Source organism: Rhodopila sp. (assembly GCF_035548235.1).
Classification (GTDB): Bacteria; Pseudomonadota; Alphaproteobacteria; order Acetobacterales; family Acetobacteraceae; genus Rhodopila.
This window is the reverse complement of the sequence record NZ_DASZTJ010000199.1, coordinates 35,715-52,608: the sequence shown is the minus strand read 5'-3', so window position 1 is coordinate 52,608 and position 16,894 is coordinate 35,715. Positions and strand designations below refer to the sequence as shown.

Here is a 16,894-nt window from a genome sequence, read left to right as displayed (position 1 = left end):
CGTCATCGTGGCCGCGGCCGGTGGGGCGGTCACGATGGCGCTGGTCGCCTGGCTGTTCGTGCGTCCGACCTATGCGCCGGCCCTGGCGCCGGTGAACAGCCAGATCGGCGCCAAGGCATCGGACCTCGCGGTGGTGGACGGCGAGACGCTGCTGCTGGGCCGGCAGGTGGTGCGGCTGGGCGGCATCGTGGCGCCCGCTCGCGGCACCGAATGCGGCTCGACCGACTGCGGCGTCGCGGCGGCCAACGCGCTGGCGGGACTGGTCCACGGACAGGACGTGAATTGCCAGATCGAGGGTCATGACGACCAGGGCCGGCCGCTAGGCGCCTGCCGGACCAAGGACGTGGCGCTGAACGAGGCGCTGGTCCGGGAGGGCTGGGCGCGCGCGGTCGATGCCAAGCTGCGCCAGAGCGAGGACGACGCCCGGAAGGGCGGCCGGGGGATCTGGGGCGGCGGCAGCTGATCCGCCGCGCCATCGGTTGAAACGAAAACGGGGAAGCGCATGAACCTCTTTCGCCTGTTGCAGGCGCGTGCCGCCGCCGGCCGTCCGGTCCGTGTCGGCCTGGTCGGGGCCGGGAAGTTCGGCTCGATGTTCCTCTCGCAAGTGCCGACCACGCCGGGCCTGGCAGTGGCAGCCATCGCCGACCTTTCCCCCGATCGGGCCCGCCAGGCGTGCCGCGGCGTCGGTTGGACCGAGGAGCGGATCGCCGCGACGCGCTTCACCGATGACGCCGCCGCCATGATCGCCGCCCCGGACGTGGAGGTCGTGGTCGAGGCGACCGGCCACGCGCCGGCCGGCATCCGCCATGCCCGCGCGGCGATCCGGGAAGGCAAGCACATCGTCATGGTCAACGTGGAGGCGGACGTCCTCGCCGGCCCGCTGCTGGCGCGGGATGCCGAGGCGGCGGGCATCGTCTACAGCCTGGCCTATGGCGACCAGCCGGCCCTGATCTGTGAGATGGTGGACTGGGCGCGTGCCTGCGGCTTTCCGGTGATCGCCGCCGGGAAGGGCACGAAGTACCGGCCGGAGTATCACGCTTCCACGCCCGAGACCGTCTGGGGCCATTACGGCCTGACGCCGGAGGAGGCGCGGGTCGGCGGGATGAACCCGCAGATGTTCAACTCCTTCCTCGACGGCACGAAGTCGGGGATCGAGATGGCGGCGGTGGCCAACGCGTCCGGCCTGACGCCCGCGCCGGACGGATTGGTGTTCCCGCCGGTCGGCACGCATGAGCTGGCGGACGCGCTGCGGCCCGGCAATGCCGGGACGCTGCACCACGCGGGGCAGGTGGAAGTCGTTTCCTCGGTGCATCGCGACGGCAGTCCGGTGGCGAACGACCTGCGCTGGGGCGTGTTCGTGGTGTTCGAGGCGCCGAACGACTACGCCGCCCGCTGCTTCCGCGAGTATGGCGTGGCGACCGACCAGACCGGCCGCGTATCGGCCCTGTACCGGCCGTTCCACCTGATCGGGCTGGAACTGAACGTCTCGATCCTGTCGGCGGCGTTGCGGGGGGAGGCGACGGGCGCACCGACCGGCTTCCGCGGCGACGTCGTTTCGACGGCGAAGCGCGACCTGCGCGCGGGGGAGGTGCTGGACGGGGAAGGGGGCGCCTGCGTGTGGGGCAAGCTGATGACGGCGACCGACAGCCTGCGGGTCGGCGGCCTGCCGATCGGGTTGGCGAACCGGGTGCCCCTGATGCGCGACGTGAAAGCGGGCCAGCCCGTCACCTGGGCGGACGTCCGGGTCGATCAGGCGGACGAGGCATATCGTTACCGCCGCGCGATGGAGGCCGCATTCCCGGCCTGATCCGTCGCATCAACGGCACCGGATGGGTTGTTGCCAATGAAATGATGGCGTAGGGTCCGAACATGCCGAAGGGACGCCGCCGCGCCATTGTCATTCTGGGGATGCATCGCAGCGGGACCTCCGCCGTCGCCGGCACCACCGTCTGCCTCGGCGCCGCCGCCCCGCGCACCCCGCTCGATGTCTCGGACGACAATCCCGCCGGGTATTATGAAAGCGATCCCATCGTCCATCATAACCATACCATGATGAAGGCCGCCGGGGCGGCGTGGAACCTGTGCCTGCATCTCGACGCATACGCGATCAGTGAAAACGCACCGGCGTTCCAGGCGGCGTCCGCCCGCCTGCTGGCGGAGGAGTTCGGCGACGCGCCGCTGTTCGTGCTGAAGGACCCGCGCCTGTGCATGACCTTTCCCGCCTGGCTTCCGGTCATTCGCGGCGCCGGCATCGATATCTCGGTGCTGCTCGTTGTCCGCCATCCGGTCGAGGTCGTGCGCTCGCTCTCCGTTCGGAACAATCTCCCGGAGACCGAGAGCATGGCGCAATGGCTGCACCACGTGCTGGAAGCCGAACGCGTGAGCCGGGGTCTCCCGAGAGCGGTGGTGTTCTATCACGATGTCCTGGCGAATTGGCGCCTGGCGATGCAGTGGGCGGGCCAGTTGAGCGGCATCACCTGGCCCAGGACCGTGCAGGAGGCAGGGGCCGCGGTCGACAGGTTTCTCGCGGGGGAGCTTCGGCACCACCGGACCAGGCAAGGGGACACGGCGACCATGCCGACCGCCATCGTGCCCTGGGCGCAGACCACCTGGAACATGATGAGCGCGATGCGCGACGACGCCGACGACCCGGCCTGCCTGCGCGCGCTGGATTCCGTGCACGCGGCATTCGCCGATTGGCGGCGGGAGGTGTATCCGCCCGACTTGAAGCTCGAAATCGTATGACGAACGTCGACTGAAGACGCCGAACACTATGCGACGCGGCTTCTGCGACCGGCGAAGGCGAAGCTGAACAACCGCTCCTTGCCCAGCAGGAACACCCGCCCGCCGCGCGGATACAACCGAGCGATCGCCGGATCGGTGATGTCGAGGCCGCCGGTATAGGCGCCGAATGCCGGCATCATCAGGCGGCGTCCGTCGAATACGAAACAAGGGCGACTGACGGCGCCGCTGCGCGCCTGGACGACGGCCTTCGGGTGGTGGTGCCCCACGATCTCCCCCGTTGCCGGTTCCGCACCGGCCTGGTGGCGGAACACCATCGGGCCGAGTTGGAATTCGGCGAGCCACTCGCCGTCGAGGCCGCAAGGCGGCCGCGGGTCGTGGTTGCCCTGGATCCAGATGAAGCGGTGCGCGGCCGCCATCGTCGCCAGGCGCGCCACCTCGCTGCGGGGCAGGCGTTCGGAGCCCTCGGCGTCGTGGAAGGAATCCCCCAGTGCCACGACCACCGCCGGCTGCCAGCGGCGCAGCAGCGCGGCCAGGCGTTCCAGCGTCGCATGCGTGTCCCAGGGCGGCAGCAGCATGCCCTTGCGCGCGAAGGAGGAGCCCTTCTCCAGATGCAGGTCGGAGACCGCAAGCAGCCGCTGCGCCGGCCAGAACAGCGCGCCCATCGGGTCGAGCATCAGCCGCTCGCCGGCCATGTGGATCGGGGCGGCGGTCATGAGAACAGGTCAGGCTGGCGGCGGGTGATCAAGGCACCCGAACGCTGCCGGGTGGCGGAACGGCGCTGCTGGTTCGCGCGATGGACGGGCGGTGGGCCGTGCGGACGCAGCGGCGGCGGTTCGGCCTGGCCGGTGGCCTCGGCGATGATGGCTTCGGCCTCGGCCAGCAACGCATCCTCATTGGCATCCGAACGCACGCTCTCCCGCCCGATCTCCAACAGCACCGGCACCGCGAGCGGGGAGACCCGCGACAGCACCATATGCACGATCCGCCCATGCACCCGTTCCAGCATCCCCGCGATGCGGCCGACATCGGTCAGTCCGGTGGCGGCATCGGCCCGCGTGGCGCGCAGCAGGATATGGTCGGGCTGGTGGCGGCGCAGCACGTCATAGATCAGGTCGCTGTTCACCGTCACCTGCTTGCGCGTCTTCTCGGCGCCGGGATGGTTGCGCTGGATCAGCCCGGCGATCACCGCGACGGTGCGGAAGGTGCGCTTCAGCATGGAGCTTTCGGCCAGCCAGGATTCCAGGTCGTCGCCCAGCATGTCCCGGTCGAACAGGCGGGCGACGTTCAGCGGCTGGTTGGCGGACCAGATGCCCAGCACATAATCGGTGGCGACGAAGCCCAGGGGCACGAAGCCTGCCCGTTCCATGCGGCGGGTGACCAGCATGCCCAGCGTCTGGTGGGCGTTCCGGCCCTCGAAGCAATAGGCGACCAGGTACCAGCGATCGCCGCGCGGGAAGGTCTCCACCAGCAGGTCGCCCTGGCCGGGCAGGCGCGAGACGCCGCGCTGCAGCCGCAGCCACTCCTGCACCTGTTCGGGGAACAGGTCCCATTTGTCCGGGCTTTGCAGCAAGGCGCGCACCCGGTCGGCGAGGTTGGTGGTCAGCGGCAGGCGGCCGCCTTCATATGCCGGGACCATGGGCTCGCCGTCGCCGCCTTCCATGCACTCGACCGCGGTTTCGTGGATGCGGATGAAGCGCAGCAGGCGGCCGGCGAACATGAAGGTGTCGCCGGGGCGCAGCATGTTGACGAAGTATTCCTCGATCTCCCCCAGATACGGGCCGAGACCGCGCTTGCCGGCGAGGCGGACCTTCATCACCGGCGCTTCGACGATGGTGCCGATGTTCATGCGGTGCATCGCGGCGACGCGGGCGCCGCGGACATGCATGCGGCCTTCGCTGTCGCGGAACAGCTTCTTCCATTGGTCATAGGCGCGCAGCGCGTAGCCGCCATGCTCGACGAAGTCCAGCACGTCGTCGAAATCCTTGCGGGACAGATGTCTGTACGGTTCGGACGACGTGACTTCCGTATAGACGTCGTCGGGCAGGAACGGCGCGCTGCACGCCAGGCCGAGCAGATGCTGCGCCAGCACGTCATAGCCGCCGGGTCGGGGCGGGTCGCCGTCCAGCTCGCGCGCCGCGACGCCGAGGATGCCCGCCTCGCATTCCAGCACCTCGAACCGGTTGGCGGGGACCAGGATCGCTCGGGACGGTTCGTCCATCCGATGGTTGGCGCGTCCGACCCGCTGCAGCAGGCGGGAGACGCCTTTCGGCGCGCCGACCTGGATCACCTGGTCGACGCCGCCCCAGTCGATGCCGAGATCGAGCGATGAGGTCGCCACCACGGCTTTCAGCGTCCCGGCGGCCATTGCGGCTTCGACCTTGCGGCGCTGCTCGACTTCCAGGCTGCCGTGATGCAGGGCGATGGGCAGGGTCGCGTCGTTCAGCTTCCACAGCGCCTGGAACATCAACTCCGCCTGGGCGCGCGTGTTGACGAAGACGATGGTCATGCCGGCCTGCTTGATCAGCGCCATGACCTGCGGTGCGGCTTCCAGGCCCATATGTCCGGCCCATGACAGCTTCCCGGCGGGCAGGGTCATGCTCAGTTCGGGCGGGGCGCCGTCCGCGACCTCGATCCGGCGCGCGGCACCGGCATAGGCCTGGATCGCGTCGGGATGGGCGACGGTGGCGGACAGCCCGACGCGGCGGAGGGCCGGGGCGATGCGGGAAAGGCGGGCGGCGCACAACGCCAACTGGTCGCCGCGCTTGGTGCCGGCCAGCGCGTGGACCTCATCCATCACCAGGCAGCGCAGGCCGCCGAAAAAGTCGAAGGCGTCGGGCAGGGAGACCAGGACGGCGAGGCTTTCCGGCGTCGTCAGCAGGATGTTGGGCGGCGTCGCTTTCTGCCGTGCTCGGCGGTTGGCCGGGGTGTCGCCGGTGCGGGATTCGATGGTGATCGGCAGCCCCATGTCCTGCACCGGGCGCGTCAGGTTGCGGGCGATATCGGTGGCGAGCGCCTTCAGCGGGCTGACATAGAGCGTGTGCAGGCCAGGACGGGGACTGGCCGCAAGGTCGATCAAGGAGGGCAGGAAGCCGGCCAGCGTCTTGCCGCCGCCGGTGGGGGCGATCAGCAGCACGCTGTCACCCACGTCGGCGGCGTCGATCATCGCGAGCTGGTGGGGGCGGGGCGACCAGCCTTGCGCGGCGAACCAGGCGGCGAACGGTTCCGGTAATGTTCCGGGCATGCCCGGAGATAAGCACGGCGCCGGACGCCAGGGAATAGGGTTTTCGGGAATAGGGTTTGAGAGGATGCCTCAGACGGTCCGGTAGACTGCGGTTTCGAAGTCCTGGAACGCCTGGACCGCCTTCTGGTCGAAGAACGGCAGGATCTGCGTCGCATAGACGCCGGCCACCTGGCGGGCCGGGTCGATCCAGAAATACGAATTGGCCAGTCCCGCCCAGGCGAGGCTGCCGGCGGAGCGGCCGGTCGGCATGGCGTCCGGGTTGATCAGGAAGCTAAGGCCCCATTTCATGCCGGCAACGAAATCGACGTCATTGCTGGCGCCCGGCGCGGCCGTCTTCATCGGTTCGCAGACCAGCTCACCCATGGCGTTGCGCGCCATCACCGCGACCGTCTCGGGCTTCAGGACGCGGACGCCGTCCAGCGCGCCGCCCTGCATGACCATGCGGGCGAATTTCAGGTAGTCGCCGACGGTCGAATAGAGGCCGCCCCCTCCCATGTGGAATTCCGGTTCCTGCGGGACTTCCATATCGGTTGATACGAAACCTTGCGGCGCGTGCGCATGGATTTTCGCCAGGCGTTGGCGTTGGTCGGGACCGATGCGGAACCCCGTGTCCGACATACCGAGCGGGGCGAGGATATGGTCACGCATGTAACGATCAAGGGTGAGGCCGGAGGCGGCCTCGACGGCCTTGCCGACCCAGTCGATCGAGATGCCGTATGTCCATTTCGTGCCGGGATCGAATACCAGCGGCACGGAAAGCGCGGCGTTCCGGCAGGAGGAGATACCGGGGATGCCGGTTTCCCGCTGATACCGGACGATATCGGCGTTCCAGATTTCGTAGGCATAGCCGGCGGTGTGGGTGAGCAACTGGCGCAAGGTGATCGCGCCCCTGGCGGGACGCAGGCGCGGCTTGCCGGACGGGTCGAAGCCTTCCAGCACCTGGACGTGGCCGAGTTCGGGCAGGACGTCGGCGATGTCGCCGTCAAGGGACAGCTTGCCCTGTTCGACAAGCTGCATGGCGCAGGCGCCGGTGACGGCCTTGGTCATGGAGGCGATCCAGACGACGGTGTCGGCGGCCATCGGCGCGCCGGTGGCCGTATCGCGAGTACCGAACCCGTCCTGGAAGATGACGCCGTCGCGGTTCGCGGCGGCGGCGGCGACGCCGGGAACGTCGCCTCGATCGACCGCCTGGCGCAGGACCGAGGCGATCTGTTCGGTGTCGGCCATGGTGTTCTCCTGTTCGATGTCCGGCGATGCGAGGGCGGCTCGGCCCATCCTGCCTCAGCCGAAAGACGCGCGATAGTCAAACCCGGCAGATAGTCAAACCAAGTACAGGGCCGTCGCCTTCGGCATCAGCCGGTGCGCGAGACCTCCAGCACATGCTCCGCGATCGCCATCGAGGCGGTCAGGCCGGGGCTTTCGATCCCGAACAGGTTGATCAGGCCCGCCACGCCGTGGGTCTGCGGTCCCTGCACCACGAAATCCTGGCCGGGCGCGCCTTTCGGCACGATCTTCGGCCGGATGCCGGCATAGCCCGGCTGCAGCGCGCCGTCCTTCAGCTCCGGCCAATATTTCCTGACCGCCGCATAGAAACTGTCGGACCGCCGGGGATCGACCGTGTATTCGATCGCCTCGATCCATTCCACGTCGGGACCGAACCGCGCCTGTCCGCCCAGGTCGATCGTCAGGTGCACGCCCAGGCCGCCAGGGACCGGCACGGGATAGATCAGCCGCGAGAACGGGGACCGCTGCCCCGACAGGGTGAAGTAGTTTCCTTTGGCATAATATGCCGTCGGGATGCGGTCCTTCGGCATCCCCGTGATCTTCTGCGCCAGGCCCGGCGCGTGCAGCCCGGCCGCGTTCACCATCAACCGGCAGCGCAGCGTCATCGGGTCCTCGCCGCCGACATCGATCTCCATGCCGCGGCCGGCCCCACGGTTGGAAACGCGCGCGGCCAGCACGGGGCTGAAAAACACAGGCACCGCCCCGGCATTCTCCGCGTCACCCTGCAGCGCCACCATGAAGGAATGGCTGTCGACGATCCCCGTCGAGCCGGACAACAGCGCGCTGGTGCAGCGCAGATGGGGCTCCATCGCCATCGCCTCGGCGGCGGTCAGGACGCGCATGCCCTCGACGCCGTTGATCTCGGCGCGCTGCTTGATGCCGGCCAGCATCGCGTCCTCGCGTTCGTCGGTCGCGACGATCAGCTTGCCGCAGTTGCGGTGCGGGACGCCTTTCTCGGCGCAGAGCTGGTACAGCATCCGCCGCCCGGCGACGCAGAACTTCGCCATCAGGCTGCCGGCGGGGTAGTAGATGCCGGCGTGGATCACCTCGCTGTTGCGCGAGGAGGTTTCGGTGCCGATCCCCTCCGCCGCTTCCAGGATGATCACCTCGCGTCCGGCCATCGCCAATGCCCGAGCGACCGCGAGGCCGACGACTCCGGCCCCGACAACGACGCAATCGACTTCCTCCACGCCTTACTCCCTCTCGCGGCGCCGTGTCTTGGCGGGCGTGGACGGATCGCCCGCGACCGCTAAGTTATGGCAAGGGCCCGTTCGATCCCGGTTGGGCGATCCGCTCCGCCGGCCGAGGAGACGCGGGCCAAGGAGATGCGGGCCAAGGGGACATGGGCCAAGGGGACATGGGTTAGTCGCGGGGCGAGCGGGAGTCCAGACGGAGAGACGGATGCTGACGCTGAACCAGGGGATGTCGTCGATGGTGGTGGCGCCCGAATACGGGGGCGGCGTGCTGGGATGGCTGCGGGGGGAGGTGGCGATCTTCCGCCGCGCGCTGCCCCAGGCGGTGATGAGGGACCGGCACGCGTTGGCCTGTTTTCCGCTGGTGCCTTACGCCAACCGGATCGCCAACGGCCGCTTCACCTGGAACGGGCAGGCCTACACGCTGGCGCGCAACGCCGGCGACAGCCCGCACACCATCCACGGCATCGGCCGCCAGAGTTCGTGGGACGTCGTCGACGCCCGGCCCAACGCCGTCACCCTGGGCCTGCGCCACGCGGGCGACGCCGCCTGGCCGTTCGGGTTCGAGGCGTCGGTGTCCTATGCCCTGACCGAAACCGGACTGAGCGTCGCGCTGTCGATGACCAATCGCCACGATGCGCCGGCCCCGGCCGGGCTGGGATTGCATCCGTATTTCCTCAAGCAGGACGACCCGGCGCTGCGCTTCCATGCCGAGGGGGTGTGGCGGACCGGTCCCGACTCGTTGCCGACCGAACAGGGGTCGGTCCCGGCGGAATGGTCCTGTGAACGGATGAAGCCGGTGGCCGACCTGCCCCTGGACAATTGCTTCACCGGCTGGGACCGGGTGGTGGAGACCAAGGCCGGCGCCGCCAGCCTGCGCCTGGAGGCGTCGGAGGCGTTCGGCAACCTGCAGGTCTTCACGCCATCCTGGACGGATTTCTTCTGCGCCGAACCGGTCACGCACACGCCGGATGCGATCAACCGGCCCGATCTGCCGCCGGAACAGCGCATGACGGCGCTGGCACCCGGCGCCACGCTGGCGGGGACGATCGCGCTGACGCTCCTGCGTCCATAGATAGGCCGGTCGCCGTCCGCTATCGCGCCGCCGCCGAGACGGGACTGGACGCCCGCGTCCGCGCGACCCAGTGCCAGCCGATGACCGCGAAGGCGATCAGCACCGGCGGGACCACGGTCAGGTTCAGCGCGTCCCACCCGAACGTCGCCTCCACCGCGCCCGAGGTCACGGCCGTGGCGGCCACGCTGCCGAAGACGATGAAATCATGCGTCGCCTGGACGCGGACCCGTTCCTCGGCGCTGTGCGCCCCGGTCAGCAGCGTGGTGCCGCCGACGAACATGAAGTTCCAGCCGACCCCCAGCAGCGCCAGCGCCAGCGTGAACGTGCCGATCAATGGCGGTGCGTAGAGGTTGACGAACACGCAGCCCAGCGTCAGCGCACCGCCCACCAGGATGATCCGATGGACGCCGAATTTCTGGATCAGCCGTCCGGTCACGAACCCCGGCGAATACATCGCCACCGAATGCGCCCGGATCACGTCCGCGCTCGCCGCCACGCCGAAGCCGCACAACAGCATCTGCAGCGGCGTCGAGGCCATCACCAGGTTCATCGTCCCATAGCCCACCAGGGAGCTGACCACCGCGGCGACGAAGGTCGGCCGGACGATGATCGACCGGAAGGGGATCGGCACCACGACCTTCCGCGGCGCCTGCGGCACCTGGACGAAGCACAGCAGCACGCCGGTGACGATCGGCAGCAGCGGCAGGTAGAGATAGGTGGCGAGGAACGGATACGCCGCGATCAGGCCATAGGACCGTTTGACCGTCTCCGGCCCGACGATCGCGGCCAGCACCCCGCCCGCCAGCACCAGGGAGATCGCCCGCGCCCTGGCCGCCGGTTCGGCTACCTCGGCGGCGGCGAAGCGCAGGTGCTGGGAGATGCCGAAGCCGATCCCCGCCGGCACCGCGCCCAGGCAGTAAAGCGGGAAGTTGCGCAGATAGACGCCCGCCGCGAAGGTCAGGCTGCCCGTCATCATGATCGCGCAGCCCAGCCAGAACCCGCCACGCCGCCCCAGCCGGGGAAACGCATAGCCGGCGACGACCGAGGCGCTCATGACCGCGACCATCTGGATCGCCATCGGCAACGTGTTCAACGCGCTGCCCGACAGCCTGTAGCCGATCAGCGACGCCATGATCGTCTGACCGGACATGACGGCATTGGTCAGCGCCTGGCAGATGAACAGCAACCAGACATTCTTGTTCATGCTCTCGGACGTCCGCTTCCCGCTAAAAGTGGCTCCAGCCTCCCTTGTCCAGAGCAAGGGATTCTCCGCTGGTCCGGCGCACCATGACCTCCGCGGGACCGGAGGTGAAGTGTCCCACACGCGTAACGGGTATGTCCGCCGCCTCGGCGGCCGATCGCAGGGCGGGTTCGCGGTCCGGCGGGACGGCCATCAGCACCTCGTAGTCGTCGCCGCCGGTCAGGCAGGTGATGAACCAGTCCGGTCCGGCGGCGCGGGCCGGTTCCGACAGCGGGACGCTGTCGGCCAGCAGCACGGCGCCGACGTCGCTGGCGCGGCAGATATGGCCCAGGTCCTGGACCAGCCCGTCCGAGACGTCCATCGACGCCGAAGCGATCCCGGCGATCGGCAGGCCGATCCGCGGCCGCGGCAGGCGGTAGCGCCCCAGAAGATGGCCGGTCGGGTCGGCCACGCGGCCCCGTGCGGCCTGCAAGCCCAGTGCTCCGTCGCCGATCGTTCCCGTGACCCAGATCGAATTGCCCGGCTGGGCGCCCGTCCGGTGCACCGCGGTTCCCGGCGCGACATGGCCGATGATGGTCAGCGAGAGCGACAGCGGACCGGGGGTCGACGTAGTGTCGCCCCCCAGCAGCGACACGCCGAACGTCGCCTGGTCCTGCGCGAGGCCGGCTGCGAAGCCGGCGAACCAGGCGTCCGGCGTGCCACGGGGCGCCGACACGGTCATCAGATAGGCGAGGGGCGCCGCGCCTTTCGCCGCGAGGTCGGACAGGTTGACCCGCAGCAGCTTGCGCCCGACCAGGTCCGGCGGGTCATCCGGCAGGAAATGCACCCCCGCCACCATCGCGTCCACGGTCAGCACCAGCTCCCGCCCCGGCGGCGGCATCAGCAGCGCCGCGTCGTCGCGCAGCCCGAGCGCGCCGGGTCCGGCCAACGGGCGGAAATGCCGGGCGATGAGGTCGAATTCCGCCGGAAGCGGAGACGGGGATGTCACGTCATTCCCTCGGGTTCGTGCGGGTTGGCGATCCTCGGACGGCGTGGACGTCGATACAAGGTTTTAACTGGAAGTTCGTCCTGGACCTGTCACAATTGGGGCTGACCCGGCGAAGACAGGATGGCCACAGCGCTCTATCGAAGGCGACGCAGCGGCAACGTCTGGATCGTGGCGATATGCCTGGTCCTGGTGGCGCCGCTGTTCGTGTGCGCTCTGCCGCCCCTGGCGGACTATCCCAACCACCTCGCGCGGGCCTTCGTGCTGTCGGCGCTGCCCGGCGATCCGGTGCTCAACCGCATGTACGCCGCCGACTGGTCGGTGATCCCCAATCTGGGCCTCGACCTGGTGATGCCGCCGCTGATGCATTGGCTTCCGGCCCTGACGGTCGGCCGCCTGGTGGTCGGGGCGGCGGTGCTGCTCCCGGTCCTGGGCGTCGTCGCCTATCATCGGGCGCTCCGTGCGGGTGAGGCGTGGTGGTCCCTCGGCGGTTGCCTCACCGCCTATGCCGGCTGCCTGCTCTACGGCTTCCTCAATTTCGTCCTTTCGCTGGGCCTGGCGCTGCTGCTGGCGGCGGCGTGGCTGTCCTGGCGGGAGACGCGGCCGAAAGCGACCGTCCTGCTGGCGGCGGTCGGCGCCGTGGCGCTGTTCACCTGCCACCTGATGGGCCTGGTGTTCTTTGGCGTGCTGATTGGCGCGGCGGAACTGTCCCGCCTCTGGCCCTTCCGCCTGACCGAGGCGCTGAAGCGCGGCGGCGTCCTTCTGCTCGTGTTCATCGTTCCGGCGGTCCTGTATCGGGTCTCGGCCCTGGCGGAGCTGGGCGGGGACGCGCAGTGGCTGCCTTGGGGGCGGAAGCTGCTCCAGCTCGAAACCGGTTTCATCGCATATGATCCGTGGCTGGACGGCCTGTCCGTCCTGATCGCCTTCGGCGTCCCGCTGGCCGCGCTGGCGTGCCGCCGGGGTCGCGTTCCGCCCGCCTCCGCCTGGGCGATCGCGTTGCTGGCCGCCGCCTATCTGGTCACGCCCTACGCCTGGAAGGGCACGTTTCAGATCGACACGCGCCTGGCGGTCATGCTGGCGATGATGATGTTCGCCGGTTTCGCCCCGGTGGACTGGCCGCGCTGGGCGCGCCGAGCGGGGCAGGTGGCGATTGCCGGCGTGTTCCTGGGCCGCATGGCGCTGGTGTTGCTGGGCTGGTGGGACCAGCGCGCGGTCCTGGCGTCGCTGCGCGCGGCGATGGCGCCGCTGCGGCCAGGCCAGACGGTGATGGTCGCCGACGCCAGCCCGGCCGAGGCGCCCGCCTACTGGGCGAAGGACCCGTACCGCCTGCGCCTCGCCAACGGTGTGACGCTCAGCGCGCATTTTGGCGCATTGACGCTGATCGAGCGCCGGGCCTGGTGGCCGTTCGAGTTCGACAACCCCTCCCAGCAGCCGATGCGGACGCGGGAACCCTATCGGGCGCTCGCCCTGCGTGCTGCGGAGCTGCCTGACCGGACCCGGCTGCTGACCATGGACCTGAGCGGTTTCGACGACGTGCTGCTGACCAACGCCGAGGCAGTGCCGCCGCTGCCCGCGGACCGGTTCACGCGCCTTGCCGGATCGGGCTTCGCGGTGCTGTACGCCATCCGCGACCGGCGGCCGGACTGACAACGTCCGGATGACACGGCCCGAATGATCGCTTGCGGGATGCCGGACGCTCGGTCAGATTGTGCATTGTCCAGGACCCGAATGGGTCGGACCGGTGGTTTCTTTCGGGCAAGAGTCGCGTCTCCGACGGGCTGGCCCCAGTTGCGGAGCGTGTGCGCGTGATCCTGTTGCAGGTGGTGGTCAGCGGCCTGCTGATGGGGGCGGTCTATGCGCTGTTTTCATCAGGCCTGACCTTGATCTGGGGCATGATGAATGTGGTGAACTTCGCGCATGGCGACTTCGTCATGCTGGCGATGTACGCCGCGTTCTTCGCCTATACATTGTTCAAACTCGGGCCTGTGTTCTTTGTCCCCGGCGCGGCGGCCTTGCTGTTCGTGCTGGGGGTGGTCGTCTATCTCGGCCTGGTGCGCCACATCGCCAAGGGACCGATGCTGGCGCAGATCCTGGGCACGTTCGGGCTGGCGCTGGTGCTGCGCTATGCCGCGTTCTGGGCCTTCACGGCGAATTTCGTGTCGCTGCCGGATACGCTGGTCGGCGGAACGTTCGACATTGGCGGGTTGCGAATCGAGGCATCGCGACTACTCGGCGGAGTATTGGCGCTTATCATTACAATCGGCATGCACCTGATCCTGACACGCACCGCCCTGGGATCGCGCCTGCTGGCGGTGGCCGAGGACCGCAGCGCCGCCATGCTGATGGGCATACGGCCGGACCGGATGCAGGCGATCGCCTGGGGCGTCGGCGCGGCTTCCACCGGCGTCGCCGGGGCGCTGATCGCGATGTTCTTCTACATCTCGCCCACCGTCGGCGAGTCGCTGGCGCTGATCGCCTTCGTGGTCGTCTGCCTGGGCGGCTTCGGCAGCGTGCCGGGCGCGCTGATCGCCGGCTTGGGCATCGGCGTCGTGGAGGCGCTGTCGGCCTACCTGATCGGTGCCGTCTACCAGGACGTGGTCGTCTACGCCTTGTTCCTGGCGGTGCTATGGGTGCGGCCGCAGGGCCTGCTGGGGACGAACTGACCATGCGTACCTGGCCTCCTATCGGGATCGCCGCCTTCCTGATCGGCTTCGTCGTGATCGCCGCCTGGCCGCTGGTGGTGCAGGACGTCTTCTACCAGCGCATCGGCGCGCTGGTGCTGCTGGCGGCGATCTCCGCCTCGGCCTGGAACCTGCTGGGCGGGTACGCCGGCCAGGTGTCGGTGGGGCATGCGGTGTATTTCGGGGCAGGGGCCTATGCCTCGCTGGTCATGTTCACGCAGTTCGGCTGGCCGCCGATCGCCGGGGCGCCGATCGGCGTCCTGGTCTCCTTCGCGATCGCCCTGGTCGTGGGCACGCCGACGTTCCGGCTGCGCGGCCATTACTTCTCCATGGCCACGATCGCGGCGGCGGAGCTGATCCGCATCCTCGCCTCCAACTGGCCCCTGGTGGGCGCCGCCGTGGGCCTGATGGGACCGCCCGTCCCGCGCTCGATCTGGGACCTGTCGTTCATCAGCCCGGTGCCATACCACTACCTGTTTCTCGCCGTGCTGATCGTGCTGCTGGCGCTGACCTGGCACCTGCAGCGCAGCCGCATGGGCTACTACCTGGCGGCGATCCGGGGCGGCGACCGGGCCGCGCGGTCCCTCGGCGTGCCGGTGCTGCGCTACAAGGTATATGCCCTGCTGCTCTCGGCCGGATTCACCTCGCTGGCCGGCTCGCTTTACGCCATCATGGTGGGCTTCGCCGACCCGGACAGCACGCTGGGCATCCTGGTCTCGGTGAAGATGCTGATCGTCGCCGCGCTGGGCGGGGCCGGCAGCCTGTTCGGCCCGCTGGTCGGCGCCGTCATCCTGATCCCGCTGGAGGAGACGACGAACGCCATGTTCGGCGGCAGCGGCACCGGCATCACCTTCATCGTCTACGGCGCCATCATCCTGCTGATCGCCCGCTTCCAGCCCGGCGGCGTCGCCGCGCTGTGGAACAGCATCCTGCACAGGAGGCAGGCGCGTGTTTCTTGAAGCCAAGGACATCGTCAAGGCCTTCGGCGCCTTCCGTGCCGTCGACGGTGCCGACATCTCGGTCGCGGAGAACGAGATCGTCGGCCTGATCGGCCCCAACGGCGCGGGCAAGAGCACCTTCTTCAACTGCCTCGCCGGCGACGCGGAGCCGACATCGGGCACGATCCGCTTCCTCGACCAGGACCTCACCCGCGCCACGCCCGAGGCGCATGCCCGGCTGGGCATGGCCCGCACCTTCCAGGTGCCGGTGACGTTCGAGGACATGACGGTGCTGCAGAACGTCATGGTCGGCGCCTTCCTGCGCCACCCGCACCGCACCGACGCCCAGGACAAGTCGCGCCAGGTGCTGGAGTTCACCGGCCTCGCCCACCTGGCCGGTTCGCCGGCCCGCTCGCTTGGCACCCCCGGCCGCAAGCGGCTGGAGATCGCCCGAGCGCTGGCGACCGAACCGAGGCTGCTGCTGCTGGACGAGGCGCTGGCCGGCCTGACCCCGGCCGAGGTGCGGCTGGCGATCGACCTCGTGCGCAAGATCCAGCAGCAGGGCATCACCATCATCATCGTCGAGCACATCATGGAGGTGATCCTCTCGCTCGCCGAACGGGCGGTGGTGTTCCACCAGGGCAAGGTGATCGCCAAGGGCGCGCCGCGGGCGGTGGTCGACGATCCGGCGGTCGTCTCTGCCTATCTGGGGCATCACATGAAGCGGGTGCGGATGTGAGCGGACCGATCCTGACCGTCGCCAACCTGATGGTTCGCTACGGCGACCTGGTCGGCGTGGCGGACGTCTCCCTGACCGTGCCGTCCGGTTCGATCGTCGCGCTGCTCGGCTCCAACGGCGCCGGCAAGACGACGACGCTGAACGCGATCGCGGGGCTGGTGCCGCCGGCGGGCGGGACCGTCACCTGGCAGGGCACCGACATCACCGGCAGGCCGGCGCACGCGATCGTCGCCGGCGGCCTGGCGCTGGCGCCCGAGGGCTGGCGGCTGTTCGTGCAGCAGACGGTCGAGCAGAACCTGCGCCTCGGCGCCACCGTCATCGCCGACAAGTCCCGCGTGCCGGCGCTGCTGGACCGGGTGTTCAGCCTGTTCCCCCGGCTGGCCGAACGCCGCAAGCAGCGTTCCGGCACCCTGTCGGGCGGGGAGCGGCAGATGCTGGCCACCGGCCGCGCGCTCATGAGCGATCCCAAGCTGTTGATGCTGGACGAACCCAGCCTGGGCCTGGCCCCTGCGGTGGTGGAGTCGATGTATGAGACGCTGGCGAAGCTGAAGCGCGAGGGCCTGACCATGCTGCTGGCGGAGCAGGCGGTCGAGCTGGCGCTGGAGGTCGCGGACTACGCCTATGTCCTGCAGACCGGCAAGACGGTGCTGGAAGGGCCGGCCGCGCAGCTTGCCGACGATCGTGACGTGCAGCGGATCTACCTGGGGCTGGAAACCGAGGGATCGTGATCTTTTCGCCGTAGTCCTTCCGTTGGGCCGTCCGTGCCCGGGGCCGTTGGGCCGTCCGTGCCCGGGGAAGGCGATCCTGCGGCG

At 69.2% G+C, this 16,894-nt stretch carries 15 protein-coding genes; 9 read left to right on the top strand and 6 right to left on the bottom strand.

What is annotated here, in order from left to right; translation table 11 throughout:
• The 3 genes from VHB27_RS16695 to VHB27_RS16685 form a co-directional block, all read left to right on the top strand.
• Positions 1-463 (top strand): thermonuclease family protein (locus VHB27_RS16695; protein ID WP_325602503.1); only part of this gene is annotated, 463 nt, incomplete at its 5' end.
• A 39-nt stretch (positions 464-502) separates the two neighbouring features.
• Positions 503-1,807 (top strand): NAD(P)H-dependent oxidoreductase, encoded by a 1,305-nt coding sequence (locus VHB27_RS16690; RefSeq protein WP_325602501.1) that lies wholly within the window; start codon positions 503-505, stop codon positions 1,805-1,807.
• A gap of 62 nt (positions 1,808-1,869) precedes the next feature.
• Positions 1,870-2,745 carry a sulfotransferase family protein gene (locus VHB27_RS16685; RefSeq protein WP_325602499.1) on the top strand — a complete coding sequence of 292 codons (876 nt, stop codon included), beginning with the start codon at positions 1,870-1,872 and terminating at the stop codon, positions 2,743-2,745.
• 26 nt (positions 2,746-2,771) lie between these two features.
• Here the strand turns inward: VHB27_RS16685 and pdeM are convergent, their stop codons facing one another.
• The 4 genes from pdeM to VHB27_RS16665 form a co-directional block, all read right to left on the bottom strand.
• The gene (pdeM, locus tag VHB27_RS16680; protein ID WP_325602496.1) at positions 2,772-3,458 is read right to left on the bottom strand and encodes a ligase-associated DNA damage response endonuclease PdeM; all 687 of its coding nucleotides are present in this window, start codon (positions 3,456-3,458) and stop codon (positions 2,772-2,774) included.
• Positions 3,455-5,986, bottom strand: coding sequence for a ligase-associated DNA damage response DEXH box helicase (locus tag VHB27_RS16675; protein ID WP_325602494.1), 2,532 nt, complete (start codon positions 5,984-5,986; stop codon positions 3,455-3,457). Before VHB27_RS16675 ends, pdeM begins: the two co-directional genes overlap by 4 nt.
• Before the next feature lie 69 nt (positions 5,987-6,055).
• The gene (locus tag VHB27_RS16670) at positions 6,056-7,213 is read right to left on the bottom strand and encodes a serine hydrolase domain-containing protein (protein ID WP_325602492.1); all 1,158 of its coding nucleotides are present in this window, start codon (positions 7,211-7,213) and stop codon (positions 6,056-6,058) included.
• 125 nt (positions 7,214-7,338) lie between these two features.
• Positions 7,339-8,460, bottom strand: a complete 1,122-nt coding sequence (locus tag VHB27_RS16665; RefSeq protein ID WP_325602490.1) for an NAD(P)/FAD-dependent oxidoreductase — start codon at positions 8,458-8,460, stop codon at positions 7,339-7,341.
• Between the two features lie 211 nt (positions 8,461-8,671).
• On the opposite strand from VHB27_RS16665, the gene VHB27_RS16660 reads away from it, so the two are divergent.
• Positions 8,672-9,538, top strand: a complete 867-nt coding sequence (locus VHB27_RS16660) for an aldose 1-epimerase (RefSeq protein WP_325602488.1) — start codon at positions 8,672-8,674, stop codon at positions 9,536-9,538.
• A gap of 19 nt (positions 9,539-9,557) precedes the next feature.
• Here the strand turns inward: VHB27_RS16660 and VHB27_RS16655 are convergent, their stop codons facing one another.
• Positions 9,558-10,742: an MFS transporter gene (locus VHB27_RS16655; protein WP_325602486.1), complete on the bottom strand. Its 1,185-nt coding sequence runs from the start codon at positions 10,740-10,742 to the stop codon at positions 9,558-9,560.
• Between the two features lie 22 nt (positions 10,743-10,764).
• Entirely contained in the window at positions 10,765-11,727 is a 963-nt protein-coding gene (gene thiL, locus VHB27_RS16650) for a thiamine-phosphate kinase (RefSeq protein ID WP_325602484.1), read from the bottom strand.
• Positions 11,728-11,847: 120 nt separating this feature from the next.
• On the opposite strand from thiL, the gene VHB27_RS16645 reads away from it, so the two are divergent.
• The 5 genes from VHB27_RS16645 to VHB27_RS16625 all read left to right on the top strand — a co-directional run bounded on the left by VHB27_RS16645 (position 11,848) and on the right by VHB27_RS16625 (position 16,810).
• Positions 11,848-13,371, top strand: coding sequence for a hypothetical protein (locus VHB27_RS16645; RefSeq protein WP_325602482.1), 1,524 nt, complete (start codon positions 11,848-11,850; stop codon positions 13,369-13,371).
• A 158-nt stretch (positions 13,372-13,529) separates the two neighbouring features.
• Entirely contained in the window at positions 13,530-14,387 is an 858-nt protein-coding gene (locus VHB27_RS16640; protein ID WP_325602480.1) for a branched-chain amino acid ABC transporter permease, read from the top strand.
• Positions 14,388-14,389: 2 nt separating this feature from the next.
• The gene (locus tag VHB27_RS16635; RefSeq protein ID WP_325602478.1) at positions 14,390-15,364 is read left to right on the top strand and encodes a branched-chain amino acid ABC transporter permease; all 975 of its coding nucleotides are present in this window, start codon (positions 14,390-14,392) and stop codon (positions 15,362-15,364) included.
• Positions 15,354-16,082 (top strand): ABC transporter ATP-binding protein, encoded by a 729-nt coding sequence (locus tag VHB27_RS16630; protein WP_325602476.1) that lies wholly within the window; start codon positions 15,354-15,356, stop codon positions 16,080-16,082. The genes VHB27_RS16635 and VHB27_RS16630 overlap by 11 nt, the downstream gene beginning before the upstream one ends.
• Complete coding sequence (locus VHB27_RS16625; protein ID WP_325602474.1) at positions 16,079-16,810, top strand: ABC transporter ATP-binding protein; 732 nt, start codon at positions 16,079-16,081, stop codon at positions 16,808-16,810. Before VHB27_RS16630 ends, VHB27_RS16625 begins: the two co-directional genes overlap by 4 nt.
• The last annotated feature ends 84 nt before the right edge of the window (positions 16,811-16,894 follow it).

Bases quoted from the DNA above. Each gene is read 5' to 3' on its own strand.
- VHB27_RS16675 (WP_325602494.1), bottom strand. From the start codon at position 5,986: ATGCCCGGAACATTACCGGAACCGTTCGCCGCCTGGTTCGCCGCGCAA.
- VHB27_RS16670 (WP_325602492.1), bottom strand. From the start codon at position 7,213: ATGGCCGACACCGAACAGATCGCCTCGGTCCTGCGCCAGGCGGTCGAT.
- VHB27_RS16660 (WP_325602488.1), top strand. From the start codon at position 8,672: ATGCTGACGCTGAACCAGGGGATGTCGTCGATGGTGGTGGCGCCCGAA.
- VHB27_RS16635 (WP_325602478.1), top strand. From the start codon at position 14,390: ATGCGTACCTGGCCTCCTATCGGGATCGCCGCCTTCCTGATCGGCTTC.
- VHB27_RS16645 (WP_325602482.1), top strand. From the start codon at position 11,848: ATGGCCACAGCGCTCTATCGAAGGCGACGCAGCGGCAACGTCTGGATC.
- pdeM (WP_325602496.1), bottom strand. From the start codon at position 3,458: ATGACCGCCGCCCCGATCCACATGGCCGGCGAGCGGCTGATGCTCGAC.
- VHB27_RS16655 (WP_325602486.1), bottom strand. From the start codon at position 10,742: ATGAACAAGAATGTCTGGTTGCTGTTCATCTGCCAGGCGCTGACCAAT.
- VHB27_RS16685 (WP_325602499.1), top strand. From the start codon at position 1,870: ATGCCGAAGGGACGCCGCCGCGCCATTGTCATTCTGGGGATGCATCGC.
- VHB27_RS16690 (WP_325602501.1), top strand. From the start codon at position 503: ATGAACCTCTTTCGCCTGTTGCAGGCGCGTGCCGCCGCCGGCCGTCCG.